Source organism: Synechococcus sp. MIT S9504 (assembly GCF_047497135.1).
Lineage (GTDB): Bacteria > Cyanobacteriota > Cyanobacteriia > PCC-6307 > Cyanobiaceae > Synechococcus_C.
This window is the reverse complement of the sequence record NZ_CP138942.1, coordinates 2,128,767-2,153,582: the sequence shown is the minus strand read 5'-3', so window position 1 is coordinate 2,153,582 and position 24,816 is coordinate 2,128,767. Positions and strand designations below refer to the sequence as shown.

General features: G+C 50.7%; 31 protein-coding genes. 10 read left to right on the top strand and 21 right to left on the bottom strand.

Going from position 1 to position 24,816, the window contains the following annotated elements:
- Nucleotides 1–202 precede the first annotated feature (202 nt).
- Both SIB58_RS11995 and SIB58_RS11990 read left to right on the top strand, forming a co-directional pair.
- Nucleotides 203–793: a septal ring lytic transglycosylase RlpA family protein gene (locus SIB58_RS11995; protein WP_066904345.1), complete on the top strand. Its 591-nt coding sequence runs from the start codon at nt 203–205 to the stop codon at nt 791–793.
- Nucleotides 790–2,346, top strand: coding sequence for a bifunctional pantoate--beta-alanine ligase/(d)CMP kinase (locus SIB58_RS11990; protein ID WP_074162590.1), 1,557 nt, complete (start codon nt 790–792; stop codon nt 2,344–2,346). The genes SIB58_RS11995 and SIB58_RS11990 overlap by 4 nt, the downstream gene beginning before the upstream one ends.
- A 7-nt stretch (nt 2,347–2,353) precedes the next feature.
- On the opposite strand, the gene SIB58_RS11985 is transcribed toward SIB58_RS11990, so the two are convergent.
- The 9 genes from SIB58_RS11985 to SIB58_RS11945 all read right to left on the bottom strand — a co-directional run bounded on the left by SIB58_RS11985 (nt 2,354) and on the right by SIB58_RS11945 (nt 8,602).
- Complete coding sequence (locus SIB58_RS11985; protein ID WP_066904340.1) at nt 2,354–2,848, bottom strand: low molecular weight protein-tyrosine-phosphatase; 495 nt, start codon at nt 2,846–2,848, stop codon at nt 2,354–2,356.
- Nucleotides 2,849–2,913: 65 nt separating this feature from the next.
- Nucleotides 2,914–4,290, bottom strand: coding sequence for a HEAT repeat domain-containing protein (locus tag SIB58_RS11980; protein ID WP_066904337.1), 1,377 nt, complete (start codon nt 4,288–4,290; stop codon nt 2,914–2,916).
- 35 nt (nt 4,291–4,325) lie between these two features.
- Nucleotides 4,326–4,973 (bottom strand): chromophore lyase CpcT/CpeT, encoded by a 648-nt coding sequence (locus SIB58_RS11975; protein WP_082823335.1) that lies wholly within the window; start codon nt 4,971–4,973, stop codon nt 4,326–4,328.
- A 68-nt stretch (nt 4,974–5,041) separates the two neighbouring features.
- A complete protein-coding gene (cpcA, locus tag SIB58_RS11970; protein WP_066904334.1) occupies nt 5,042–5,530 on the bottom strand; it encodes a phycocyanin subunit alpha in 489 nt (162 codons plus the stop codon).
- Nucleotides 5,531–5,569: 39 nt separating this feature from the next.
- Entirely contained in the window at nt 5,570–6,088 is a 519-nt protein-coding gene (locus SIB58_RS11965; RefSeq protein WP_066904331.1) for a phycocyanin subunit beta, read from the bottom strand.
- 185 nt (nt 6,089–6,273) lie between these two features.
- Entirely contained in the window at nt 6,274–7,047 is a 774-nt protein-coding gene (locus tag SIB58_RS11960; RefSeq protein ID WP_066904329.1) for a phycoerythrobilin:ferredoxin oxidoreductase, read from the bottom strand.
- Nucleotides 7,044–7,751 (bottom strand): 15,16-dihydrobiliverdin:ferredoxin oxidoreductase, encoded by a 708-nt coding sequence (locus SIB58_RS11955; protein WP_066904326.1) that lies wholly within the window; start codon nt 7,749–7,751, stop codon nt 7,044–7,046. The genes SIB58_RS11960 and SIB58_RS11955 overlap by 4 nt, the downstream gene beginning before the upstream one ends.
- Before the next feature lie 3 nt (nt 7,752–7,754).
- Nucleotides 7,755–8,345 carry a phycobiliprotein lyase gene (locus SIB58_RS11950; protein ID WP_197461116.1) on the bottom strand — a complete coding sequence of 197 codons (591 nt, stop codon included), beginning with the start codon at nt 8,343–8,345 and terminating at the stop codon, nt 7,755–7,757.
- A 23-nt stretch (nt 8,346–8,368) separates the two neighbouring features.
- Complete coding sequence (locus SIB58_RS11945) at nt 8,369–8,602, bottom strand: hypothetical protein (protein ID WP_066904975.1); 234 nt, start codon at nt 8,600–8,602, stop codon at nt 8,369–8,371.
- A gap of 374 nt (nt 8,603–8,976) precedes the next feature.
- Between SIB58_RS11945 and cpeB the strand changes: the two genes are divergently transcribed.
- Together cpeB and cpeA are read left to right on the top strand one after the other, a co-directional pair.
- On the top strand, nt 8,977–9,531 hold the full coding sequence (gene cpeB, locus SIB58_RS11940; protein WP_066904320.1) for a class 1 C-phycoerythrin subunit beta: 555 nt from the start codon (nt 8,977–8,979) through the stop codon (nt 9,529–9,531).
- A gap of 50 nt (nt 9,532–9,581) precedes the next feature.
- Nucleotides 9,582–10,076, top strand: coding sequence for a class 1 C-phycoerythrin subunit alpha (gene cpeA, locus SIB58_RS11935; protein WP_066904317.1), 495 nt, complete (start codon nt 9,582–9,584; stop codon nt 10,074–10,076).
- 58 nt (nt 10,077–10,134) lie between these two features.
- Here cpeA and SIB58_RS11930 read toward each other — a convergent pair whose 3' ends face one another.
- Nucleotides 10,135–11,016 carry a HEAT repeat domain-containing protein gene (locus SIB58_RS11930; RefSeq protein WP_066904303.1) on the bottom strand — a complete coding sequence of 294 codons (882 nt, stop codon included), beginning with the start codon at nt 11,014–11,016 and terminating at the stop codon, nt 10,135–10,137.
- Nucleotides 11,017–11,058: 42 nt separating this feature from the next.
- Between SIB58_RS11930 and SIB58_RS11925 the strand changes: the two genes are divergently transcribed.
- Nucleotides 11,059–11,484 carry a DUF2656 family protein gene (locus SIB58_RS11925; RefSeq protein ID WP_074159258.1) on the top strand — a complete coding sequence of 142 codons (426 nt, stop codon included), beginning with the start codon at nt 11,059–11,061 and terminating at the stop codon, nt 11,482–11,484.
- Between the two features lie 22 nt (nt 11,485–11,506).
- Here the strand turns inward: SIB58_RS11925 and SIB58_RS11920 are convergent, their stop codons facing one another.
- Nucleotides 11,507–11,779 (bottom strand): hypothetical protein, encoded by a 273-nt coding sequence (locus SIB58_RS11920; protein ID WP_156486616.1) that lies wholly within the window; start codon nt 11,777–11,779, stop codon nt 11,507–11,509.
- Nucleotides 11,780–11,983: 204 nt separating this feature from the next.
- Between SIB58_RS11920 and SIB58_RS11915 the strand changes: the two genes are divergently transcribed.
- Nucleotides 11,984–13,300 carry a HEAT repeat domain-containing protein gene (locus tag SIB58_RS11915; RefSeq protein WP_067326129.1) on the top strand — a complete coding sequence of 439 codons (1,317 nt, stop codon included), beginning with the start codon at nt 11,984–11,986 and terminating at the stop codon, nt 13,298–13,300.
- 88 nt (nt 13,301–13,388) lie between these two features.
- Nucleotides 13,389–14,018, top strand: a complete 630-nt coding sequence (locus tag SIB58_RS11910) for a HEAT repeat domain-containing protein (RefSeq protein WP_066904294.1) — start codon at nt 13,389–13,391, stop codon at nt 14,016–14,018.
- 8 nt (nt 14,019–14,026) lie between these two features.
- Here SIB58_RS11910 and SIB58_RS11905 read toward each other — a convergent pair whose 3' ends face one another.
- The 4 genes from SIB58_RS11905 to SIB58_RS11890 form a co-directional block, all read right to left on the bottom strand.
- On the bottom strand, nt 14,027–14,920 hold the full coding sequence (locus SIB58_RS11905; RefSeq protein ID WP_066904973.1) for a HEAT repeat domain-containing protein: 894 nt from the start codon (nt 14,918–14,920) through the stop codon (nt 14,027–14,029).
- A 139-nt stretch (nt 14,921–15,059) separates the two neighbouring features.
- Entirely contained in the window at nt 15,060–15,941 is an 882-nt protein-coding gene (locus tag SIB58_RS11900) for a phycobilisome rod-core linker polypeptide (RefSeq protein ID WP_066904291.1), read from the bottom strand.
- 314 nt (nt 15,942–16,255) lie between these two features.
- Nucleotides 16,256–16,753 carry a class 2 C-phycoerythrin subunit alpha gene (mpeA, locus tag SIB58_RS11895; RefSeq protein WP_066904288.1) on the bottom strand — a complete coding sequence of 166 codons (498 nt, stop codon included), beginning with the start codon at nt 16,751–16,753 and terminating at the stop codon, nt 16,256–16,258.
- A 43-nt stretch (nt 16,754–16,796) separates the two neighbouring features.
- Entirely contained in the window at nt 16,797–17,333 is a 537-nt protein-coding gene (locus SIB58_RS11890) for a bleomycin hydrolase (protein WP_066904285.1), read from the bottom strand.
- 1,358 nt (nt 17,334–18,691) lie between these two features.
- Here SIB58_RS11890 and SIB58_RS11885 point away from each other — a divergent pair.
- From SIB58_RS11885 to SIB58_RS11875, 3 genes are all read left to right on the top strand, one after another.
- Nucleotides 18,692–19,012, top strand: a complete 321-nt coding sequence (locus tag SIB58_RS11885; RefSeq protein ID WP_066904279.1) for a hypothetical protein — start codon at nt 18,692–18,694, stop codon at nt 19,010–19,012.
- Nucleotides 19,012–19,215, top strand: a complete 204-nt coding sequence (locus tag SIB58_RS11880; protein ID WP_231884152.1) for a Nif11-like leader peptide family natural product precursor — start codon at nt 19,012–19,014, stop codon at nt 19,213–19,215. Before SIB58_RS11885 ends, SIB58_RS11880 begins: the two co-directional genes overlap by 1 nt.
- A 128-nt stretch (nt 19,216–19,343) precedes the next feature.
- The gene (locus SIB58_RS11875; protein WP_066904971.1) at nt 19,344–19,565 is read left to right on the top strand and encodes a Nif11-like leader peptide family natural product precursor; all 222 of its coding nucleotides are present in this window, start codon (nt 19,344–19,346) and stop codon (nt 19,563–19,565) included.
- 2 nt (nt 19,566–19,567) lie between these two features.
- On the opposite strand, the gene SIB58_RS11870 is transcribed toward SIB58_RS11875, so the two are convergent.
- The 6 genes from SIB58_RS11870 to SIB58_RS11845 all read right to left on the bottom strand — a co-directional run bounded on the left by SIB58_RS11870 (nt 19,568) and on the right by SIB58_RS11845 (nt 24,758).
- Nucleotides 19,568–19,873, bottom strand: coding sequence for a CpeR family transcriptional regulator (locus tag SIB58_RS11870; RefSeq protein WP_066904273.1), 306 nt, complete (start codon nt 19,871–19,873; stop codon nt 19,568–19,570).
- A complete protein-coding gene (locus tag SIB58_RS11865) occupies nt 19,874–20,488 on the bottom strand; it encodes a chromophore lyase CpcT/CpeT (protein ID WP_066904270.1) in 615 nt (204 codons plus the stop codon).
- Nucleotides 20,489–20,511: 23 nt separating this feature from the next.
- Nucleotides 20,512–21,048 carry a phycobiliprotein lyase gene (locus SIB58_RS11860; protein WP_066904267.1) on the bottom strand — a complete coding sequence of 179 codons (537 nt, stop codon included), beginning with the start codon at nt 21,046–21,048 and terminating at the stop codon, nt 20,512–20,514.
- A gap of 296 nt (nt 21,049–21,344) precedes the next feature.
- Entirely contained in the window at nt 21,345–22,079 is a 735-nt protein-coding gene (locus SIB58_RS11855; RefSeq protein WP_066904264.1) for a phycobilisome rod-core linker polypeptide, read from the bottom strand.
- A 93-nt stretch (nt 22,080–22,172) separates the two neighbouring features.
- The gene (locus SIB58_RS11850) at nt 22,173–23,819 is read right to left on the bottom strand and encodes a phycobilisome rod-core linker polypeptide (protein ID WP_066904261.1); all 1,647 of its coding nucleotides are present in this window, start codon (nt 23,817–23,819) and stop codon (nt 22,173–22,175) included.
- Nucleotides 23,820–23,873: 54 nt separating this feature from the next.
- On the bottom strand, nt 23,874–24,758 hold the full coding sequence (locus tag SIB58_RS11845; RefSeq protein WP_066904258.1) for a phycobilisome linker polypeptide: 885 nt from the start codon (nt 24,756–24,758) through the stop codon (nt 23,874–23,876).
- Nucleotides 24,759–24,816 lie beyond the last annotated feature (58 nt).

Sequence of the window (24,816 nt, the reverse complement as noted above, 5' to 3'; positions counted from 1 at the left end):
CTCTGCTTGCAGCCCAGTTGCCGCACCCTCTCCGGGTAGCTCATCAGCGTCTTGCTGCAGATCCGCATACACCATCCCGGTCTGCAGGAGCCTCCAGTCATTTTTACGGTCAATTCACTTTTGTGTGTTCTGGTCGCGGTGCGCATTGGTCTTTGAAGGCCGAAGCAAAGGGTTTTCCAGGCCCGCCGTTTGACCCACTGTTATGGCTCGCTTTCTTCCTGCCATTGCTGCATTCGCCAGCGTTTCGCTGACAAGCATGGCTCTCTACCCTGTACTTGCGGGAGATCTCGATGGCTTTGAGATCACTGACCCTCTGGATCTCGTGCTGCCTTCCGAACCGGTTTCCGCTGTCGAAATTATTGAGCCATCGATCGAAGAGCTCGTTGATCCGGAGACAACTGACCCACTGAAAGCTGACCCACTGACAGCCGTCGCCGAGCCTGAGTCAGCGGCGATCCCAACTCCCCCGGAGCCCCCCAAGCCTGTTGTTCCTCTGGTGATCTCCACACATTCCGGCGAAGCCAGTTGGTATGGCCCCGGTTTTTACGGAAATCGCACCGCTAGCGGAGAGGTGTTCCGCCGCGGAACGATGACTGCCGCTCACCGCACATTGCCCTTCGGGACGCGTGTGCGCGTGACGAACCTTTGGAATGGTCGTAAAGCGGTGGTGCGCATCAATGATCGTGGTCCATTCGCCGGTGACAGAGTGATTGATCTGGCGCATGGCGCCGCAAGCGAACTGGGATTGACGAGCAGTGGCATTGCCCAGGTTCGTCTTGAGGTGCTTCGCTGAGCCTTCGCGTCCTCCGATCTGGATCCGAACTCTCTGCCTGGCGTGCATCAAGGCCTGGTCCGGTTGATTTCGTTCCCACCATGGGGGGGCTGCATCAGGGTCACGCCGAGCTGATCCGACGTGCGGTTGCTGGCTGCCCTGAGCCGGGATCAGTTGTGGTGAGCGTCTATATCAACCCACTGCAATTCGGCGAGGGGGAAGACTTTGAGCGTTACCCCCGCACCTTGGAGTCTGACTGCCTTCTGGCAGGGCAGGCGGGTGCAACAGCGATCTGGTGCCCGGATGAGCGCCAGATTTATCCGGAGGGCGTGGCTTCGGGGTGGAGACTGCAAGCACCATCAGCCTTGCTGTCGGGGTTGTGTGGTCCCTTAAGGCCAGGTCATTTCGATGGAGTCGTCACCGTGGTCAGCCGCCTGCTGGCACTGGTCCAGCCCAGACAGCTCTGGCTGGGTGAGAAGGATTGGCAGCAACTCACGATTGTGCGCCGGATGGTGAGTGACCTGGGTTTGTCGGTTCGGGTCAGGGGATGTGCCACCGTGCGGGAGTCTGATGGTCTGGCTGCCAGTTCGCGCAATCTGTACCTGCTTCCAGCGGAGAGACGCAGCGCGGTAGCGATCGGAGTCGCTCTCCGTGGTGCTGCGACGCAGCTGCAGAACAGGCTGGTCGGCCAGAATGTAGTTCTGATTCAACTCAGACGGCAGCTCGAAACCGCGGGCCTTGAGGTGGAGTATGTAGAGGTCGTGGATCCATCCACGCTGCAGCCTGCGCAGGAAACGCAGTCCTTGCGCCTTTTGGCGGCAGCAGTCTGCTCTGGCTCCACACGCCTGATCGATCACATTTTTGTCATGACCCGTTCTCCCATCGTTGCCATCGACGGCCCTGCCGGTGCTGGCAAGAGCACGGTCACCCGGGCCTTCGCTGAACGCATGGGCCTGCTTTATCTCGATACCGGCGCCATGTATCGGGCCGTGACCTTGTGGGTCCAGGAGCACGGGGCTGATCCTGCCAATGCAGACGCCGTCGAGCGGCTTCTGAACGGGTTGGAGGTGGATCTTTCACCGTTGCGGAACGGTGTGCAGACCGTTTGTGTGAACGGCAGGGACGTCACGGAGGCGATCCGTGATCCCAAGGTCACCGCTGCGGTGTCGTTGGTGGCTGCCCATGCTTGCGTGCGAGCACTGCTGACGCGGCAGCAGCAGCGACTGGGCGAGAAGGGTGGATTGGTGGCGGAAGGACGCGATATCGGAACGGCCGTGTTTCCGGATGCCGAGCTCAAGGTGTTCCTGACGGCGACTCCTGAAGAACGGGCCCGTCGCCGCGCCAAGGATTTGCAGATGCGCGGTCATTCCGTGCCTGCCCTCAGTGAACTCGAAGCGCAGATTGTTGAGCGTGACCGGCTCGACAGCACCAGGACAATTGCCCCTCTGGTGCAGGCGCAGGATGCCACGGAGTTGATCACCGACGGGATGGGGATCGAAGCCGTGATTGACGCACTCGAGGACCTGTTCCGCAGGCGGGTTGCTGAAGAGGTCTGGCCCACCCCTGAACGTTGATCCCTGTTCAGTCTTGGATGGGTTCCCCTTGATCCTGTGCGCTCAGTTCATCGAGCAATGCCGCGCAGGCATCTTCCAGTAGATCCAGCACATGATCAAAGCCGGCCTCCCCTCCGTAATAAGGATCAGGAACTTCGCTTTCGCTGTAACGCTCGCCGTAGCTGAGCATTGGCCGGATCTGGGCGGTGGCCCTTGCCCCCGCTTCAAGAGCTAATCCCTTGACGGCCTTGAGATTGTCGTCATCCATGGTCAGTACCAGATCGAACTGTTCCAGGTCATGGCGTTCGATCTGTCGAGCCCGACTTGGCAGGTGAATGCCACGCCGCTTGGCCGCGGCCTGCATCCGACGGTCCGCGGGATTACCCACGTGCCAGCTGCCGGTGCCGGCGGAGTCCACCACGTAGAGGTCTGATAGTCCTCGTTCATGGAGAAGATGCAGAAAAACGCCTTCCGCTGCGGGTGAACGACAGATATTGCCAAGACAGACGAAGAGTAATTTCATGTTTTTAAAGACTGGTGTGAGTTATCGGCGGGGCGAAATGCCGTGATGTCAGACATTGAAAGGGTTTATGGGTCGTTATTTTCGCTCATTCTGGCTATGGCGATATTGATGCGTCTTGAGATCACCGGATCTGTCTCTTGTTCGCTTGTTTCAATCAGAAGATCCCTGGCTCGGGCGTCGGCGATGCCTTCCAATGCGATGCAAGCGCCATAGCGCAATCCCCAGTCGTCAGGGTATTGAAGTGTCCAGCTCAGTTTATCCAGTGTGATTGTGAGTGATTGATGATCGGCTTGCTGAATCCAATCAATGTCTCCCAGTGCGCATGCGGCCACACGTCTTATGTTGCCTTGGCAGTGATTGCCGATTTCGACTCCAACAGCATCAATCAATGCTGGGATGTAAATCCTGTCTTTGAGCTTTGCCATGGCTTTGACAAGGCCCATTTTGATATCCTGATCTGATTCTGAAAAGTACAGATTGTGTAGATCTCCTTTGATGCTTTCCGGACTGTTGACAAGCAACTTGATGCCTTGTTCCCGTTCCATTAAAGACGGCGACCCGAGCCTCTCAAAGGCGTTGGAGATTAATTCGGCTGTTGAACTGGGTGGCTGCTCGGGATTGGTGGATTTTTGAACTTCTTGGCTAATGAGCAAATTGCCCGCAAAGTTTTCTCTCGTTAATTCGTCGAGTGTTGTGAACAGAGAATCATGCACCTCTTCATTCCCTGCCTCTTGATTGTTTTCTCTCTTGGTTGACTTGAGTAACGAATCGCTCAGGATTGCCCTGATGGCATACATCTTGACGTTATTGGGGATGTTGGCTGCCAGGATCGGTTTGGCTGCTGCGAACGTTCCGATGCGGGCAAGATCGAATGCGGCTGACTGTCTCACAAAGCGATTCTCGTGATTGAGGAGTGCAACGACTTGATCGAGATAGCTTTTGTCGCCTGTGCAGCAAAAAAAGAAAGATGCAGCTGAGCTCACCACTCTTTCGGAATCTGATCGGAGGAAGGGCTGGATTTTTTCAGAAACCTGCCAGATTCGGAGCGAAGCCAGCGCTTCAATCAGAGCTTCTATGGGCTTGTTGTGAATATCTTTGTCGAGGTAGTTGATGAGTGAGCTGGAGCATTGATCGCTTTTGATTTCTATCAGAGCTCTCAATGTTGCTTCATGTAGTTGAACATCATCGGTTTCCAGTGTTTCAAGAAGTGCGTGGACGCAGCTTGCCTCTCGGATCATGCCCAGGGATCGTGCCGCCTGTCGTCTCAGGGGGTACCCGCCTGAGGAGGTGATCTCCCTTTCATCCTTCAGGCAATCAATCAGCTTGGGTACTGCTTCGAAAGCTCTGTGTTTGCCAAGCCACCAGGCGCCGTGGTAGCGAACACCAGCATCTTCATGATCCAGGGCTTCAAGGGCTGATTGTGTTGAGTTGATGGGGATCAAGTCTGAATTCTCAGCAACAGATCATCTGCTTCAGTTTAAATAGGGGGTTCTTCGCCCTGCGTGTCCGAGAAACCTCCATCAGGCTTAGGATCTTTTTCGGAAGATTGACTCCATTTTGCTTCCCATGATGCAGTTCTTTTGAAGCGAAATTCACCTGCGATCGAGCCCCAGCATCGCTCGTTGGTGACTGGGTCCTGACCACGATCAAGCGTTGACAGAGTTTCGTGATCCAGGTGAAATGAACTAACAAGAATAGTTTCTTTGCCGTCTCGTTTGACAACGCATCGAGAGCCTGGCTCTATTTCGCCATGATATCCGTTTTCTCTTTTGGTGACTTGATAGTGGCAATTGTCCAATGATATGAGATCTGATTCTTTTATTTGTTTTCGTAGATTGAGGTCTGCTGTTGCTTTTGAGAATCGATCGGGTTCGCGAAAAAGATGGTTCCAGAGTTTGATGACTCCGTCTTCAATTTCTTCTGCTCGTATCATCCTTAATCGGTATGGGTTTTTAGGATCAACGGCATAAGTTTGTTCCAGGAGGATGGATCCTGGATCAAGATGTTCGATTGGTCGATATTTAAGAAAAATATGTGCAAATAACGGTGGGTTGTCCAGGGCTTGCTGCTGATTGCTGTACTCTCCACATAAAAGGTCTAGGAATCGTTGCAGAGATGGTTTCATCAGTGATGACCTGAAAACAAAAAAGCCCCCGAATGGGGGCTTGTTGACAGTCTGAATAACAACGTCGTTCAGATCAGGGCATTAATTGCGTAGTCGAGGTAGCTGTTGGCTTCGGTAGCCGCATCACCAGAAAGACCGTGGTTGGCTTTGATGTGCTTCAGGGCTTCAACGTACCAAGTTGGTGACAGCTCAAATGTACGGTTGATTTCAGCGAGGCCAGCAATCAGGTAGTCATCCATGGGGCCTGTGCCACCAGCAACGAGGCAGTAAGTGACCATGCGCAGGTAATAGCCGATGTCCCTGGAACACTTGGCTTTGCCTTCAGTTGTTGAGGCATAGTTCGAACCTTCCATCTGGGTGGTGAAAGGGAACTTGGTGTAAACAGCCTGTGCAGCACTATTGACCAGGGCATCACCTTTGGCAGTGAGAGCCTTGGCAGCTTCAAGGCTGGCTTTGGCACGGGTAAAACGACCGGAGGCAGCCTGCACTTCGGCGTTGGTTAGGAAGCGTCCCTGAGAATCTGCAGCGGCTACGGCTTCGGTGAGGGGGGTTTTCATGATGAAGAAGGAGTTAAGCGAAAAAAGCGGTTATCGGTATCAAGCGACAGAGGCTGCTGCGCGATCGAAATAGGTTCCGATCTCACTGTTGAGAGATGCGCAGTCACCCGAGGTGATTCCGTCTTTGTCGTTGACGATTGCCAGAGCAGCTTCTTTCATGAGGTTGACGCCGGCGGCTACGGATGAGCCGGGTGTACCCAGAGCCAGGTAGGTCTCACGCAGGCCATTGAGGCAGCGATCTTCCATCACTGACGCGTCGCCGGTGAACACCGAGTAGGTGACATAGCGAAGGATGATCTCCATGTCGCGCAGGCAGGCTGCCATGCGACGGGAGGTGTAGGCATTGCCGCCGGGTGCAATCAGTGCAGGCTGCTGAGCAAACAGAGCGCGTGCAGCGTTCGCGACGATTGTGGAGGCGTTGCTGGAAATGCGGTTCACGGCGTCCAGACGCTTGTTGCTGTCAGAGACGACGGCGGCGAGAGCATCAATCTCGCTGGTGTTGATGAACTGTCCCCGGGCGTCGGCCTGGGCGACAACCTTGGTGAAGGCGTCGAACATTTGGAACTCCTCTTGGCAGCGTCGAAATGGGTGTCACAGACACCGGAGGGACATCGTAAAAGTCCCGTCGGGGTCGAAGACAATTCTCGCTAAACGGTCGAAGCGCATCCGATTGCTGTTCATAATGCTTAATCCCCTGTCAATGCAGGACTTTGCCCCAGTCAGAGCAGGAAGCCAGCCAGTCTTCAGAGGTCAAACAGCACATCGTGGATGTACGCCTCGGTCCATTCACTGCCATGGAATCGAGTCAGCATCCCTCGGGCAGGGTCTTTCTCTGCTCTGTAATCGGTGTACCGCCGTTGACCTGCTAAGAGATGCTCCATGCGTTGATCGGAGACAGGGGTAGCTGCAGCTGCGAGTTCGAGATAGAGGTTGAGGTAATCATTGAAAGCCGGTCGCACAACGGTGTCGATCAGCTGATCGCCTTCTTCACCCAAGGGAAGTCGCGTCCAGAGGAACCCAGGCGAGAAGAAGGGCTGGGCTTCGTCTGGAATTGGACCTCCATCCGGTAACTGAGAACGCCAGCGGTCAAAGATCGGCATCAGACGATCCCAAACGCCTTCAGTGTGTTGGTTGTCCTGCTTGTCAGCCGGTTGAAGATCAAGCGCCAGCAAGTGGCCAGACGGCAGGGTGACAAGATCTCCACCGAAGAAGGGCAGGTCATATCGCGGCAGCGGATTGATCACGAAGTTCAGAACCGATGCGGATGTGCCGGCACTGACGCAAGCTGCCCTCACCTGACGGAATTTATCGCTTTTGCAGGCCCAGGTCGCGGTGGTCACGCTGACAGGTTTTGCTTTCGATCCTGTTTGATCTTGTTTGAATAGAAAAGCGTCGCTTACCGGATAAGGCTCGATGCCTAGCGGTTGCAGAGAGTTGACAGCGTCCTCGAGGAACGGTTGCCAACTCCAGCCTTCAATGGCAACAGGGTCGAGGCTGCTGCGTCGGGTTGAACTCATTGCTTGGCGGATGCTGGGAATAGAAATTCGCTCAGGAATCGGTCGGACCACTCTTTGCCGAAATGACTGGTGAAGAGTCCGTGCGCAGGGTCCCGTTCGGCGCTGTAAACGTCGTAGTTGTCCTGCAGACGTTTGACTTCGTCCGACTGAATGAGTGCGTCGTTGTTGAGAGCGGTGTCGTGAAGCTCCCAGTAGGCCTTCAGGAATGCACTGAATGCCGGCGGTAAAGAGGTCTCAGCTTGATCAGCACCGCCACGACAAAACAACAACCAGGACGAGAAATACTGGTTTGGGTCGAATGAGCGCATGGTCTCCTCGCCGTTCAGATCAGGAAATTCCTGATTCAGTTGTTTCAGTCCGGAGAAGTATCGATCGAGATAATTTGAATTCTGGACCAGAGGTTGGAAATCGAGAACGGCAACAAGCTTTTGCCGTGCGCCAAACCAGAGCAGGTCAACCCCCATCAGAGGATGGTCGAGGCTGTAATCGGGGTAAGCAACAGAATTGAGGACCTGCAGCTTCTCACCGGCATCAAGCCTGGTGACACGCCAGCGACGAAAGTTCGGGACCTCCCAAAGCCAGCTGCGGATCACGCTGGTGCCTTTTTTGGATCGGCATTCCTCGAGCCCAGCAGGCACCTCGATGGACTTACCGCCTCTTTGCTCGATGCCGTGGTGAAGCTCTTTGAGAAATGGGTCAAACACGTTTCAGCTCTCCTGAGTTGGAGGATTGTTGTCAGCTTTCGCTCTGGTTGCTGACGAAAGTGCAGCAATGTCAGCATCACTGGGGCAGCGAAATTCTGTGCAGTACGTGGTCATGGCGACACCGTTGAGAAATTGCACTGAACTCACCCGCATTCTGATTTGGTCATTCACAAACCAGCATCGTTCGATACCCGTATTGGTGTCGTATCGGGTTTTAATTGTCAATACACCATCATCAGCGAAAGAATAGGTGCTAACGACCGATTTTTTTTCAACATAACCGACATCTCTCAGCAGAAAACCTTGACGGGGATCTTCAGGATTAGGGGCATCCACAACCACTGCAGCGTAATCGTTATTACGAGTGTCTTCCATCAGGTTGCTTTCCCACCAAAATCTTGCTCCGCCACTTGCATCGCTGATCTTCACGTTCAGTGCGGTACAAACTTTTTCAACAACGGGATCGTTGTTGTCGAAAGGTTCGATAATCAGATTTGAATCCGCAGCTTCATCGTCTTGGCAATCCAGGTGATGGACCGCTCGACGGTTCAGCCAAGTACCACGACTGGCTTCAAAAAAGCTTGCCATCGTCATGGGGGCTATCCCCTCTGGTCCCATCATTGGCCGCTCTGAGCATTTTTTTGCGCCTTAAGTTGATCCAGCACCTCATCGATACGTGTGAGCTCAGGGTGTTCGCTGAGCGTGGCATCAATCTTCTTCTGGGATAAACGAAGTTTTTTCCCCAGACCTAGAACGTCGTTATAAAGTCGCTCTCGATAGGTGGAAAGTTCATCAATCGATTCCTGCAATTCTTCAATGCTTGGTGCTTGCTGAGGAGGTTGATCCGCCATGCTGAGCAAATGGACAGAAAAGCGAGTGTGAGCCTACCCGCCGACTGAAGCCGAAGTGCTGCCTGCGTTGTGATTGGTGATCTAGTGGCTCTGCAGACAGATTTTTCCCGCGAGTGTGCCTTTTGTTTTGTTCGTTGCTTAGGCTATGGAGCGTCCTGAGGCCAGTTGAGGGCGTTCTTGCGCTCACAAGGTGACGAACTCTTGCGTGATCAGCTGATCACGAACCACTGCTTGGTTGACCCGGCTTAGCTTGTTAAAGCGCTTCCAACCCCTTGGGTTTATCAGCCATCTGCTCAAGACACCTTTAAAGGCCTTGTTCACTGGTTGCCTCTCGGCATTAGAAGCCTCTCCCCCACAAAACTGTCTGGCCCCAAATGCTCGACGCATTCTCCCGTTCGGTCGTCAGCGCTGACGCCAAAACCGCACCCGTTGGTGGTAGCGACCTCGCTGTTCTTCGCAGCTACGTCAGCCAAGGCAATAAGCGCCTGGACGCTGTCAACGCCATCACCTCCAACGCCTCCTGCATCGTTTCTGATGCTGTGACCGGCATGATCTGCGAAAACACCGGCCTCATTCAGGCTGGTGGTAACTGCTATCCCAATCGCCGCATGGCTGCTTGTCTGCGCGATGGCGAGATCGTGCTCCGCTACATCAGCTATGCCTTGCTTGCAGGCGACGCTTCCGTGCTGGATGACCGTTGCCTGAATGGTCTGAAAGAGACCTACATCGCTCTGGGAGTTCCGACCCAGTCGGCAGCCCGTGCAGTGGCCATCATGAAGGCTTCAGCAACTGCTCTCATCGGCGAAACCAACTCTCCTGCCTCTGGCGGCAAGCGTTTCCGCAAGATGGAGACCACGCAAGGTGACTGCTCCGCGCTTGTGGCTGAAGCTGGTGCCTACTTCGATCGCGTGATCGGCGCCGTTTCCTGACGGCTTCTCGCTTTCTTCTCAGACACCCTCGCTTTTAAAGGAACCCAACAATGAAGTCCGTCGTTACCACAGTTGTGACTGCTGCAGATGCAGCAGGTCGCTTCCCTTCTCAGAACGATCTTGAAGCAGTCCAGGGCAACATCCAGCGTGCAGCTGCCCGTCTGGAAGCTGCTGAAAAGCTTGCTGCCGGCCTGGACGCAGTGACGCGTGAAGCCGGTGATGCCTGCTTCAACAAGTATGCCTATCTCAAGCAGCCTGGTGAGGCTGGTGATAGCCAGGTCAAGGTTGACAAGTGCTACCGCGATCTCGGCCACTATCTGCGCCTGATCAACTACTGCCTCGTTGTTGGCGGTACTGGTCCTCTGGACGAATGGGGCATCGCCGGTGCTCGTGAGGTTTATCGTTCACTGAGTCTGCCGACTGGTCCTTACGTCGAAGCTCTCACATACACCCGTGATCGTGCTTGTGCACCTCGTGACATGAGTCCTCAGGCTCTGAACGAGTTCAAGTCCTACCTGGATTATGTGATCAACGCTCTTTCCTGAGTTTGGCTCACAGCAAATAACAAAATCGGGGGGTGCTCAGTCATCCCCTTTTTTGTGCCTAGTTTTCTGCGAATTTTTGGAGCCGATCAATGGCAAGCTGAAGAACTTTACGAACTGCTGGGTCAGACTCGCTCTCGAGTTGTTTTTGAAGATTGGGAATGCTTGAGCTGCAACCCAGCTTCATCAGTGACAAGGCAGTGTTTTTTCTGACTAAACTTTCCTGATCCGAAAGAGCAGGAGAGAGTAAGAGTAATGCCCACTCTGAATCCTCAAGGTTTCCAAGCAGAATCACAGCTTCGGAACGAATTTCAGCACATGAATCCTGCAGAGCCTTTTGCAGTAAGTCGCGATCTTCTTGAGAACTGAGAGATTGAATTTGGCTTGCAAGAGCGGATATTGCAGCTTTTCGTACTTTGGAATTGTTTGATAATAATGCAGCTTTTAGTGTTTCTGGGTCTCGATCGCCAATGATCGTGAGTGCCCAATTCGCTAAGCCAATTTGCATTTCTGTGCTATCAACATTTTCAACAATGCTGAAAATTGCTCCGATCGATTCTTTCCCCATGGAAGCCATCGCCCCCATCGTTGAACCTTGAACGACCGAGTCTGTATCGGTCAGAAAAGTTGTCAGTAGATCAGGCAGGCTATTGCGATCAGCAATCAAGGTCAGAGTCTTAGCAGCTGCCCTTCTCACTGTGACCTGATCACTGCGTCGCATCGCCTGACACAAAGCAGGTACAGCTGCTTTACCAACTGATCCCAAACCCTCGGAAATTTGGCGGCGCAGCAGCCCTCGAGGATCCCCTAGCCCAGCTACCATGATCGCGATCGAATCTGGATCAGCATCGATTGGCAATCCCGCTCTCAGTTTTTCTTTGAGATGATTGGCAAGATCAAGAGCTTCTTCTTGACTCAACTGTGTTTCAGTGAAGTCATTCATTGAGCTCCTTCATCACATTTGACTTTGACCATAGCCCAAACCATGACCGTTTTTATTGTCTCTCATAACCTTCAGATCACATCAGATAGTGTTCCTGCATTATCTGCTCAAACGTTAGCTGAGGGACTGAAGGGACAATCAAATGCTTTTGACCATGCCGAAGCCTTGAGTCATCCGCATTGGCTTATCCGCCTAGAGTCTTCATTACCACCAGAAGAAATGGCCAAGGAGCTTGTTCAGGCATGGAAAAAATTTCGAATTTCTTCTTCTCATGGCTCTGAACATCACTGGCTCGCACTTGGCGGGCGCAAAGATTCCCCGGGATCAACTGGTTCACCACTTCAAGCAGGATCTTGGGGCGTTGACGTTGTTGAATGTGCAGACCCGAATCAGTTTCTGCTTGGCATCAACTGGGAAGGCCTAAAAAGCGGACGACCCAGCGATGCAATCTTTGAAATTAGATCATGAAATAACGAAGGTCAGATTTCTTTTATTTGCGTCGTTGGCGTCGATTCTTTTGAGTTGACTTTTTCTCAGCTTTTGTGCTTTCTGACTTGCTCTCTGATTTCAACTCTGTGGTTTTAGGATCAGATGATTTTGGTGCATTTTCAGTTTTCAGGTCGTTATTGCCGGTATTTGTTAGAACTTGGCCTTCACCTTTTGCGTGATCTGTATTCAGCCCAGTAACGCTAAATCCAGATCGATGCATCACTTGCATCCCCTGACATAACCCATTAAACGGAATGTTGAAACTGACTGACATCGACGGCCTTGAGCGATTCATGGTCGTCGTTTGTACGATGAATCGCTTGCCAGAAAAAGGTCCCACAATGTTTAAGTAACTCATGAGAGTCTATGCTGATTTTGCTTTTCAAGGCATCGAGTTAGTTTTTTTTGATCAGTTTGAGTTTAGTGAAGACACCTTGCTTGATTTTAAGGTACAATTTATACACTAATACTTCTCTTGATGACAGGTCGTTTTGACAATATTCATCCTGGGCTGACATGTGAGCATGCTCGGCAGATTCTTCTTCGACCTATTAATGAGTTGGAGTCGCAAAGCGATTACTATATGGCCGCGTCTCATTTGATTAATTGCCCGGGATCAGAGACTGAGCAAGCTTTGTTGGGTTTGTTGGAAAATCCTCTCAATGAGCAAGCTGTAAATATTGCGAAACGAAAGGCTGTGGAAGTTCTCGGGAGGCTGGGTGCTGAGTCTTCGATCTCTGTAATTGGTCGATGCTTGTGGTCTGATGATCGTTACTTGGTTGAAAACACTGTCTGCTCACTTAGGCAACTAAAATGTAATCAGACTGATCTGATTGCAAAAATAATTAATCTTCTAAAAGACGATGTTTCCAATCAACGCGTTTTAATTCAATGCTTGGCGAGTTTATCTGTACAAGAAAGTCTCACGACTATTCAGGCATTCAAGGATGTCGAATCTCCCGGGATCAGAGGTGCTGCAATTTCTGCAGATGCTCAACTCACAGGTTGCAGGAAGGAGCTTTCTGTTGTTGCTGACCATCTTTTGCTGCCAAACCAGATGGATCGTCAATGCGCAATCCAGGATCTAATCGATGCCCAGGCAGTTGAGCAGCTTCCTGCCATTGTTAGCTCGCCAGTGTCGCCGGCCTTTCGAGTTCGCGCTTGCAGGCTTCTACTGAATTCACTAGATCATTCAGCATTGATCGAATCAATGCACCTCGTTGATGCTGTTCTGATTGATAATCCAAGCGATATCAACATTGTGCATGAGTATGACGTCACGCCTGGTCCCGACTTTTTAGTGCGTGACCTCTTCAACACCGATTTCAGTCGATGTTATCTTGCCATGAAGACGTTGAGTCAAATGCCTTCGCAAGTGCTCTGGCCTGTAATTTTAAAAGAGTGGGAAGAAGAAGCTCATAACGACTATGGGGCTCATTATTTCTTCATGCGGTTGATTGGTTCTCGATCTGATTGGCCTCAGCAAGCAGTGCATTCTATTGATGAAATCCTGAAAAGTTCAGCAATTAATATGCGACCTCAGTTTCAAAAGAGTCGTCCTGCAGCCATATATTCTATGGCGCAATGGAATCCAGATAGCTTTCTCGAACTTATGCCAATGTTTTTGTCTGATCAATATTTGCCTGCTTGGGATTGTCGTTATGTGGCGATCCTGGCGTTGGAATCAATTTCTAGTCAAGCCAATCAAGCTCAAGTTGAAGATTTATTGAAATCACTCGTCGATGACGATGATTGTTTTGTTCAAGCCAGGCTGGCATCGACACGACTGGCTTGATTGAACCTGTTGTTTCAATATGGATAGAATTGGCTCTAAAATGCTCCTTGCGCTGGTGTAGTATTGAACGATATTTGCACGTATTTATATGGACGCGTCTAGCAAGTCCATTGACTCTTTATTTGCTGATTTAGTCCATCCAAATCCCAATATTCGCTTCACTGCTTGTTCACTTCTTGCCGAGCAGTTCCCTGAGGAGGCAATGCCAAGGCTGTTCGCTTTGATGCACGATCCTGATCCAGGTGTGTATCGCACTGCTGTTAAAGCTTTAGGCATGATCGGCCATAAGAGTGTCCCCGATCTGATTCAACTGTTTGACTCATCCGATAATGGAACCATTAGAGCATGTTGTATTAAGGCAATCGTTCAGGTCTCAGTCAGTTTTCCTGATGAAGCTTTTTCTGTCGACACGATCACGATGTTGGAAAAAGCTCTCGATGATGACAGCCCGGTAGTGGCTCAGTCCGCTCTGATGACTCTTGGCCATCTTTCCAAACAAGCTTCAGAAGAAGCTCGTGTTATTCCTTTGTTGATTAAAGCCTGCGACAATAGCAATATTGCACATGTTCAAGGTGCGGCTATGTCTCTGGCTGAATTAGATTCTCCATTGGTGAATGAATGCCTACAAAGGCTGGTTAAAGATGATTCTAAAGACGAATTAATTCGCGAGGTTGCTCAAGCTAGTCTTGAGAGACGACAGAGTCTGGGTTTTAACTAGCGGAAGTCCTAGTTTCTCTTTAGTACATTCACTGCCACAGTCATCACAGACTTAACCTGTTCATCTTTTTCAGTTTTTATTGCGTCTTTAATTCGATCTATTGCATCTGTTGCTTCCATTTTCATCAAAGCAAGTGATGTGTTTTTTCTGACTTGCTCGGATTCATCTTTGAGCATCTTGCACAATTCATTGGAGGCATCTTCGGGTTCTAAGGTTTTGCCGGCCATAGTGGCCGCTTCCGCACGAACTTCGCTGGCCTCATCAGATAACGCTTTGATGAGTGCAATTTTCGCTGAATTGCTCGTTTGCTCCTGAATCTGTTCAGCCAGCACTGTGATCGCAGCGATGCGGATTTCAACATTGTCTGATTGTGTCGCTTGATCAAATGCATCTGGTGCTTTCGAACCAATAAAGCTCAGTGCCAGATTGATAAGCCCCACCTGAAAAGCTGTGCAGCCTGGTTCCACCAGAATTTGAAGTAGGGCATCGATTGCAGGTACGCCAATTGTTGCCATGGCGCCTGCCGATGATCCTTGAACGACTGGATCAGAATCTGTTTTGAATGCTTCAACGAGATTCGGTAATGCTTTTCTGCTACCAATTAGATTTAGTGTTTTCGCAGATGCGCGTCGAATGATGACATTCGGGTTGTTTTTCAATGCATCGCATAAATATGGAACAGCTGCTTCACCCACATTCCCAAGACTTTGTGCGAATGTCAGTCGTAAAGCACCACGCTGATCTCCCAATCCAGCAATCATTTGCTTGATTGAAGTTTGATCAGAGCGAGGGGTCTCTTGATCAGTCAGTTTTTGCTTCAGTGCTTCAGCCAGCTCGAAAGCTTCCTGCTCGGTGAGACTGTCAAGTGCTTCTATTTGTTGATTCGATGTTGCCTCACTCATGGTCATCATTCGCTTGTATTGAATCTAATTGATTGGCTCGAAGCTCTGTTGGTTGAGCATTGGCAAAAAAAAACCCATCTAAAGATGGGTTGAGGAACCTATTGATCAAACTTGTATTTAGATCAAACTTGCATTGGGATCAGAAGTGAACTCCGAAAGGACGGAATGCCACGTAATCGGTCATCTTTGGAGTCTGATGTCCGCTGTACTGCTGTTGAGGCAGTTTGACTGGGGTCCTCTGAACTGAGGTGTAGGTGAATGCCTGGGGCTTAGCCTCTTCTCTTGATGCAATCGCAAGTGGATTGATCGTACGGCTGTTGCGGCCTTGAGCATTGTCGCTGACAGCAACTTTCATGCCGCCCAGTTCACGCATCAGGTTGAAGGAACGTGTGAACATCCCTGCATAGGAATCGTGGCTTCTTTCGTAAGGAACGATGTCCGAACCAAAGACCTCGGTGTACTCAGCCGAGTCAGTCAGCTTGTCGATCAGTGCATCAAAGCCGGCTTCAGCCTGCAGTTTGATGTGATTCTGGACTTCCTCTTGATTCAGAGGAGGTCTGCCAAGCAGGTGCTTGAAGTTCAGCTCGATACCACGCTGTGCTCCCACAGAATGGAAGAAGTTTGCTTTGTAGAAATCTGATTTCGCTAAGCCGTTGACAAAATCACGGACTGTGATTTCACCATTCATCATCCTGACCTCCAGTGAGGTCTCTCTTTGACTCTCTCTGGGATGAAGGTTTCCGAAAACCTGACGATACGCGGCAGCTATTACGCGTTCGAGAGCTGCAGAATTATCTGGGTTGTATTGATCGAAAACAGCTCCAAAGGGACATTCAGCGTGAAGTCGGGGACCAATTCCAATCCCCATGGAGGCACAGTGCTGCCTCTTGTACTCGGCGCGTGCCCCTGCAAATGTGCGGTGGATTGTGTTTTTGCCTGCTTTGCTGGGTGTGGAATACGCAGCAGGCCCGGTTCGGGTTGCTGATGTGTTTGATTTGAGACTGGTTTCTGGGCCGAGCATGATGTGAATTGGGGATAGGTTTGACTATTGGTCCCGAATTACCCCTGATAGTTGCTTTAGACGCTGAAGCTCAAGAGCAATCGGTTTCAAACTTTGAGGGAACAAGAAAAACCTTATCGGCCTCTTGTTGCTGTCGAGAATGGTGTAAGTCTTTGTTATCGGCCAATGATGTGGCCGAATGGAATGTCCCATGATTCAGCAATGCCACAAGTTTGGCGTGATGATTACTTTCGAGCTGAAGGTAATAAAAAAGGGTGGGCAGAAATGCCCACCCCAATCACATTGCTGAATTATTCAACAGTTGAACTGACGAATCAGCCCAGGGAGTTGATCACGTAATCGAGCAGGTTGTTGTATGCAGTCAGAGCCTGGGGGCTCATGTCACGAGGTGAGCAACCGTCGTTGCGCATCTGGGAGAAACCAGCAACGTAGGTGCCAGCGTCGATGCTGAGAGCCTTGTAGACCTCTTTCTGACCATTGATGGCCAGCTCATCCAGGGGGCCGGTGCCGCCGGTGACCAGGCAGTAGTTGATCAGACGCAGGTAGTGAACGAAGTCACGCTTGCACTTCTCTTTGCCTTCGGTGGCACACGCACGGGGCTGACGGCCGGTAGCACCGTTGGGGTACTGGGCGTACACAGCGTCAACAGCACGCTGAGCAATGGCGTCGTAACCGGAAGCCAGCTTTTCAGCAGCTTCCAGACGTGCAGCTGCACGCTGGATGGAACCCTGAACGGATTCCATGTCGGAAGCAGAGGGGAAGCGGGAAGCGCTATCGGCTGCACCGACAACAGTGGTGATGACGGACTTCATGATGAAGGATGTGTGTTGTTTTGAACGATCAAACAGATAGGGCTCAGCTGATGGCGCTGATCACCATGTCGAAGTAGCTGCCAGCTTCAGCAGACAGGCTTGCGCAGTCACCCTGGGTGACAGGCATCTTCTTGGCCTGGCTGTTGGTGTTGGTGATCAGAGCGCCAGCAGCAGCCTTCATGATGGCCACAGCGCGGGAAGCGGAACCTGTAGGAACGCCCAGTGCGGCGTAGGTTTCGCGCAGACCGTTCAGGCAGCGGTCCTGCAGCACGGAAGCATCGCCGGCCAGAAGGGCGTAGCTCACATAACGGAGAACGATCTCACCGTCGCGCAGGCATGCAGCCATTTTGCGGTTGGTGTACACGCCGCCGTTAGGAGCGGTCAGGCCGGTGTTTTCGCAGCAGATACCTGCAACGGCATCAGAAACGATGCAAGCCGCGTTAGAAGTAATCGCATTGACAGCGTCGAGACGCTTGTTGCCATCGGAGATGAAGGACTTGAGGGAGGCCAGCTCGCCTCCGCCGATGAAAGCGCCGCTGGAATCGGCCGAGACGGCCTTCCTGGAGAATGCGTCGAGCATGGGTGCTTCGGAAAGTTTTAGAGGGGGATGCAAATCCGCATCACGAATGACGTTAACCCTGCTTTCTGTCCCCCCACCAAAAGCAGATTGTCAGGACACACAAGTTTGCAAACTCAAATCCAAGGAAAAACCAAAAATTGCAAACCTGTCGCCTCTGTGGCTTTGGTTGCACTGCGCTGCAGTGGGTCTTGATGTTTATGACGTCTGTTTAAGGACCCATCCATGGCGCTCTTTCAATGCTAGTAACGCAACTGATCGAGTTTCATGGCGAAGGTCTGTTAAGCCATTCGGTGCAAGCTTGCAACAGGATCGAGCAGCTGTTGTGAACGTCCTGGCTGATCCAGATGGTCTTTCAGTCGTGATGATGCAAATCAGCTCGGCGCTCATGCGCTTGTTGCATAACGAACCTTGTGTCATCGCACAGTGGCCATTGTTCGGTTCAACTCTCAATCAATCAATCAACTTGTTGCTTCAGTCATGGCTGGGCTGGCCATTGGTTCAGAGCATTTTGATTCTTTGCTCTTGTCGCAGGTAGACGTTTTAGAGGAAGACGTTGAATTTTTTGAGTTCTCCCGTCCATCGGCTGAATCATTTGCTGTCTCATCGCGAGTCAGGCTCGAGTGTGATCAGAGAGCAAGGTCTGTCAGATTTGTCGGAGTTCAGGGTGTGCCTTCCAAGCTCATTGGTAGTTGATGAATGCTGAAGCATTTTTCTCTGAGCTCTTGATGTCAGGTCTGTTCCATCGTCTCCAAGGTCTCAGCCTCTCCTGCATCCGCAACCCAGCCTTCCCCCTCGCGCACGCACTGATCTTGCTCCGAGCTCCGGTTGGCCGACCGAACGCTCTGAATTGGTCATAGTTGGAGCTGATCTAACCTTCGACTCAGGTGGTCGATCGAGTCGGTCAAGGCTTTTCAATTTTGCTTGCGTGACCTTGTTAGAGGATTCAGTTCACTCTTGACTGGCTTTCCGCTGGATTGATAACTGATGTCTCAGCGTTGACCACAATTTGTTGAACAGATTTCATTTTTCTCGAGTTGGCGAGGTTGCTCGTTGCTTTCAGAAGATTTTTTTAATCATTTATTAAATCAATTCCAGTTGTCCTATCTTGAAAATTACTCGTTGTCGTAGCAATCCTCCCGCGCATGCTTCGGTTGCTTTTTGACTTGATCGTTGCTTTCAATTTGGAGTTCAGTTTGGATTGTGAGGCCTCCTGTGACACATTCCGACAGCTCATCGGATTGCCCCGGGTTTGTCTCACATATGTTGATTGTAAATTTATGCAGATTTAACTCTCTGGAATTGAGTCATTCAGGGCTTTCATCCTGTCTGATAGCATAAATCAGCTTTCTGTAAAACAAATGCCAGTCTCTGCTGAAGCGGAAAAAGCGTTGCCACGTTTTGTTGAGACACTGAACAATGACCAGAATTTTCAGAATCAGTTAAATCAGGTGAGTGATATAGAAGGCCTTCGTAAGGCCGTTCAATCCGTTGACCCATCCCTAACAGGTGCCGCCCTGATCCCACTCGATCAGGCCACCCGTCCTCCGAAGATTCTTGTGGATTCCGGAGTGATTAATAATGCTCTCCCTTGGAGGCTTCTGCGTTGCACTGGCGGACCACTTGTTTTGCAATTGATCTGCACCAACGCTAATTTTGCAATCTGGATCGAGAGTTGCTGATGAATTCTCAAGAACTCCCCCGTTTTGTCAATGAGGTGATTCGCTCACATGAGCTTGCGACGGGATTAAAGCCTCTTGTATCGCACGAGGAAATTATCGCTTATGCCCAAAGTCAGGGTTTCAATATTAATCAGAATGAATGGAACTCTTACTTTGAACGTGACTTCGCTCAGTTATCTGATTCCACGCAGAAAAAATCTTAGCTGCTCAGACCAGTCATTGGTCATGGGCTTTTCGTCAGATTTCTGCTTGGAGAGCTATGCTGATGGAGGGTGCGGACACGAATCATTCCTGATTCTCGTGCTCAGATCACGATATTGTGAGGTGAATGATGTCTGATGCTGAACAGGATCAAATCCTTGAACAATTTATCGCCCTAGCCAAATCAGATCAAAGTCTTCAAGACGAGATCAAGGCGGCACTCAATCAGGATCAAGTCATTGCCATTGCGGCAGAACGTGGTTTTTTAATCGATCCGCTAGCTATCTTAAGGAAGTGGAGCAAGCACACCGACTTCTCCAAACCAACATGGATGGGTTGGTTCTCGGAGTGATTTCAAGTATTGATATCTGAATAACGTGTTTGTTTCCCTCCTCGTTTCGCCCAATAAGTTACGAGACTTTCGCCGCCGGGTCTAGGGACGCTCGCAATTGCCCTTAAAATTTTAAATGACCGGTTTGGTCCCATCGGCCAGTTACCCACGGCTTTAATTTGCCTTACTTTTCCACCGATTGCGTCCATACAGTTTTCAAACTTCTCGAGTTGCGTTTGATCAACAGTTTCAAATATAAAATCAGTTCCTTCGCAGATCAGATGTTGTGATCGTATCCATCCTTTGAGCTGTTTTATGCTGTTTTGCATTCATTCTTTGGTCTTGCCGATCCATTCAGATGTGACCATCTCAGAAAGATCTTCGACTCGTTTGAACTTAAGTGGACCATGTTCTGAACCCCATCGTACTTCATCTGTTTCGGGGTCAAAACCTCTATCGCGGCTTACCCAACTTTGTTCGTTCACTTCAACCTCGCTGACGAGATAAGTTAGTTTCCCGTCTCGAGGTACTATGCATGCTTTGCCTGGCTCTACATTGCCAATATAGTGACCAGCTGTTTTTTCTGTGAAGTACATTGCGCATCCGCATCTTCTTTCCAGGCTATTGAGATCTAACGAATCAAGTAATTCTGGTCTTCGCCCAGATCCAGCCAGCCGCTCTTTATTGCTGAAACCAAAGTTCTCTACAACAAAAATATCTTCTTTGTAAGACAAGCGATGAATTCCCTGCCTATAAGGATCCCATGGAGAATAGTCGTAATATTGCTCTGAATAAAAGCCGGGTCCTTGAAAGATATGCCATGGTAGTGGCCTGAATACAATATTAATTCGAGCAAAGTCTTTGGGTCGCTCTTGAGACTGTGCAAAATTATCAAAGACGCCAGATAATGTTTTTGCGAATCTGATTTTTTCTTCAGGTTTCATGAATGGGATGTAGTCGCTGAGGACTAAACAGAGATTTTTCTGACTTCGGAAGCAAATGAAGCTTGCAGGATGCCCGATCCCTCTGATGTTTTCAGGACTGATGAGCGGCAGCGGACATGATCAGAAATGAACCAAATTCTTTCTTCTGCAATGGATTGATCATAGTGAGTCTTGAGAATGAACGTGCCATCATCAAGAAAACGGTATTCTGACTCTGCTGCTACCGACTCTGCATAGCCAACGCTTCTCAATAGTTTCCCGGATTGTTCATCGTTCGGGATCGGCAGAATGATGCACGACCCACTGGAAACTTCACTGGGATCGTCAGGTTCCCAATCACTCTCTGCACTCCATTCCATTGAAAAGGGAGAAATGTAGTGGCTGTCATTGGGTTGTGATGAAGCTTTGATCAGCTCCCGCAGCTGATCGTCGTCATCACTGAATTCTTTGATCGATATTTCACTGACTACATCTTCGAATTGTTGAAATGCAAGGGAGTGTCCGCTTCTCATTGAGCGCCATTCTCCGATGCTTTGAGCAACAAACTGCTCAATATCCATCAGTGTTTCTGCCGTGACTGTGGAATCCTTCAGTGTTTTTAGGCAAATTTGCTTGCATCATGTTGACCATTGAGTCAACCATCATCGACATTGCCATGGGGACCGATGACACAGACTTATTAAAAGCGTCTGTCTGATTCGGGTCAGACCTGGTCGTGTCTCTAAGAATTGGCATGTCAGTGGTAAACGAGAAAAACTAGGTGCGTGTCTGAAAGACGGAATTGAATTGACGTTAGCTAACGCCAATTCAATTATCTCTGATGCCATGAACAATCAGAGCTCAATCTTATGAAGGTTTAAGCCTTCGAAATAGAAACGATCCGACCACCTTGGGCTTGGATGCTCCGCAGAGTTGCGGACATTGAAGTTTGGCTGACAACTGATTTCTGCATCACACGACGATTGGCACTGACCTGACGACGGGTTGTCCAAAAGATTGAGATTCCATTGGCGTTGCCAACGCTCTTGCGATCGACAATCGCTGGAGCATTTCCAGTGGAGAGGCTGCTCAGGAGTTTTGATTCATTGCTGGCCGCGTCGTAGCCTGCGAAACCTGCATCAACAGCAATTCCTCGTGTGTAATTAATCGTTCGTCCACCACTGATGGATTGGCTTGAGCGATTATGAGGTACTCCGTCGATACCAAATGCTGCGAGATATTCTTCGCTATAGGTGTAACTAGCAATTTCCGCTTCATATCCTTCGGTGCTCAGCTTGCTGACATGTTCCATCAGCTCTTGCTGATCATGAGGGGGTCTGCCAAGTAAATGCTTGAAATTGAGCTCTACAAATTGATAGGGACTCCTGTCTTCAAGAAATAGTTTCTTATATGTATCCGACTGTGCCAGAGCTGTCACGAAGCCTTGAACAGTTAAATCTCCATTCATAAACAAGGCTTCGAGAGACTTATTGACGTCAAGCTCCATGAGATGACGGTTGCCAAAAACCTGTTTGTAGATGCTTTGAATCACATCATCAGCATGTCCCAGATCTGCATTTGCCTGGGTCGCCAGTGTGGTGGTTTCCGTCATGTCTCAGGTGATTAGGTGATTAGGTGATGAGTTGATTTTTAGGTCTTTTGAATATCAAAAGACCCTTTCAACAGGTCGTTGCTTGAGGTTTGCTTACATCACTTCTGTGATGGAAACGATTTTTCCACCTCTAGCGTGGATGTACTTCATCTGGCTGGACATGTCTTTGCCAGACACCAGATAAGTGTTGCCTGCGGTCCGTTGTCTGGTGCGAGCAGCTTGAGCTGCAACCACAATCCGGAAGCGCTTTTTGGTGGGATCTGGTGCACCAGATTGAGTACCAGTTCTGTTGATTCTGGTGGTGGTGGAGCTCCATCCGCCGGGAACCATTCCCGTTGCCACTGAAGTGACCAACGAAGAACTGGTCAGAACTGTGTCACTTGCAGCGAAACCTTCGGCAAGCTTGAGGTGACGGTTAAAGGCAACTTGTGAGCGGCCATCTTCGGAGAGAATTCGTGCGAATGGCACGGTATCTTCACCAAAAGTGCTTTGGTATTCTTCACAGTCAACGTAACTGCAAATTTCGGCTTCATAACCTCCTTCAGCAAGAATTCGTGTGTGATCACTGATTTCTGCTTGTGATTTTGGTGCACGTCCGAGGAAATGCTTGAAGTTCAGTTCGATGAATCGATAGGGAGCATTCGTTTCGAAGAAACGCTTTTTATATTCGGCTGAAAGACCAATCGCCCGTACAAACTCGCGAGTGCTTAGATAGCCATCGATGAATTTGCTTTCTGCCGAGACCGACCTTTCGAATTCCATGAGGTGAGGGTTGCCCATCACCTGCTTGTATGTGGCCCGGATCAGGGCATTCAGCTGATCTGCACTATCTCCAGGGCAGCGCTGGAACGTTTCTTGTTCTCTTTGTCCCAGGCCAAAGAACACGTAAGAATCTCCGCGCATCGGCGCGCTATCGCTGCCGCTGGTGATTCCAGGCGCTTTGCTGGCGATCTGTCCCCTTGAGAATGCAGAGGACGGGCGGACTCCAATGGTCTCAGAAGGACTGCTGATACGAGGAGCAATGCCCGATGCCATGCTGGTTGTCAGTGCACTGCTGCCTCCGCGTGCGCTGTCACTTCCAGCAAAGCTCTTTTGCAGTGCTGCCAGCATGGGGAATGCTGATGTGGCTAGATCCGCAGGTGAACTCCACGCACGGGCGTAAGGAACAATGTCACTGCCGAAAACTTCGAGATATTCAGCGGAATCGATGATGCTGTCAATCAGCGCATCGTGGCCATTTTCAGCTTGCAAACTGATTTTTTGTGACACCTCACCCTGAGAATGCGGTGCTCGACCCAGGAGGTGTTTGAAGTTCAGTTCGATTCCACGTTGCGGGGCAACTGAAGAGAAGAAGCGAGACTTGTAAAAGCTTGATTGCGCCAGACCTCTGATGAAGTCCCTAACTGTGAGCCTGCCGTCTCTCAGTTGTGCTTCCAGTTCATTGCAGCGTTCGTAATCCATGACGTGGGCGTTGCCGAACACCTGTCGGTAACTGGCAGCAATCACTTCATCCAGCGATGCTTGGTCGTCAGGGCTGTAGCACTCTGCTGTCACGCGGTGTGGACAATCCTCATGACTGCGAGGCCCCACGCCGATCGCCATCTGATCGCATGACTGCTTGAGGAATTCGCCACTGGTGAGTGCAGGTTTCGGAGCGTTCTGCCCTTTTCTCTGGAAGCTGACAGGCTTATTCCATTTGGTTTCAGCACCGAATCCGTTCGAAGTTTGGTTGGTTGCCATGGTTCAGATCAATGAATGGGGTTGGGTCGTGGTCGAATGTTTGTTCTGATGCGTTCAGGTCACCGGAGTGATGCTTGCGATCTTTCCGCCTTCTCGGTGAATCCTTTTGAACTGTTCGGAAAGCTTGTCGAAGGGAACGTAGAAGACTCGGTTACTGCGGGTGTAGCGAGAGATTCGTCGCACGTTGTTGGCGCTGTAGCCAGTGACCTCCACTCGGTAGGTCACTCCCTCCTCGCCAGCACCGGCACCCAGTCGGGTGGGTGCATCCTGCAAGTTGGTGGAGGGGCGGAAACTCCAGCCTGTCGCCTGGGTGGATGACGGCGGAACCACGGGAAGTGGCAGGTTTTGGTATGCCGCGCCGCCAAGTTTGCTGCGATTACCAGCCAGATCACCTTTCAGGCTGCTGCTGCTGTTTCCACGTAATAACTGGAAGCTCCAGGTGAATTCCTGGAGGGTCGTGCAGCATTCGGTTTTCCAACCCCTTTGATAGGGGACTGTCCATTCACCGAAAGCATTTTGGTAATCGGCTGAATCCAGAAAACTGTCGATATCTGATTCATACCCCTGGCTGTCCAGACGCTCAGCATGGGTGCGCATTTCCTGGAAGTCTTCAGGAGCCCGTCCTAGAAGGTGTCTGAAGGCCAGCTCGATGTAGCGGTACCGTGCGCAGTTATCGAAAAAGCGTGTGCGGTAGAGCTCGCTCTTCGCGATGCGCCGCACCAGTTCTCGAACGCTGATCTCACCGAGCTTGAACTGCGATTCAGCAATGATTTGGCGCTCGCTTTCCATGACGTAAGCGTTGCCAAGCACCTGCTGATACACCTTGCGGATGATCTGCTCCTTCTTGGCATCGTCGTCGCCAGGGAGCAGTTCGAGGGGGGCTTCACTCTCGTCCGAGAAGCGCTCGACCCCCAAAAGCGAGGCAGGACCGAAGGGCATGAAGGTTCTCGCGATATTCGCGGACCCATCGTCCGTCAGAACCGCCGTGCGCGAGCGC